Raw genomic sequence first — 596 nt, 5'->3', positions numbered from 1 at the left:
GCGCGGGTGGCCCGGGTACAGGCCCGCACCGCGCACACCCTCGCCGCCGCCTGGGCGGCACTCGCCGATGCCCGTGACGGTGAGGACACCGGCATCGCCCTGGCCTGCGTGACGAGCCGGGTCAACCCCCGGTGGGAACTCCCCGCCTGGGGCCCGGACACCACCGCCGGGACACCGCGGGACACCTCCACTGTCCTGGGGGACACCCCCCTGTCTCCTGGGGTGTCCCTGGGGGACACCCCGGTGTCCCCCCTCCGGCCGGAGCTTGTGCCCGTGGAGGCATCTGTGCAGGTCAGACCCGAGGGACACCCCACCGTCCCGGGTGTCCCCCAGGCGGTGAAGCTCACCACCGCCGACGCCCACACGGCGATCGAGATGGCGTGGCGGGACGGCCTGAGCATCCGCGACGCGGCCCGGGTGTCCACCCGATCCCCCGCCCAGGTGCAGCGGATCTACACCCGCCTCGAAGCCGGCCGGAGCAACACGACCGTCACCGCCGCCTAACCCCCCCCGCCAGCCGCTGACACCCACCGAAAGGGCCGGCCATGACCCACACCACCCCCACGCTCACCGCCCCACCGAGCCGCCCGCTGGCC

The 596-nt window shown here is 75.0% G+C and carries 1 pseudogene; it reads left to right on the top strand.

Features of this window, described 5'->3' with window-relative positions:
* A pseudogene (locus G6R25_RS29355) lies at window positions 1-504 on the top strand (hypothetical protein); the annotation flags it as partial.
* Between the last annotated feature and the right edge of the window lie 92 nt (window positions 505-596).

The sequence above is a fragment of the Candidatus Frankia alpina genome (genome assembly GCF_902806485.1).
Taxonomy (GTDB): domain Bacteria; phylum Actinomycetota; class Actinomycetes; order Frankiales; family Frankiaceae; genus Frankia; species Frankia alpina.
Note: the sequence above shows the minus strand (reverse complement) of the source record. Positions and strands in the feature narration are given on the sequence as shown.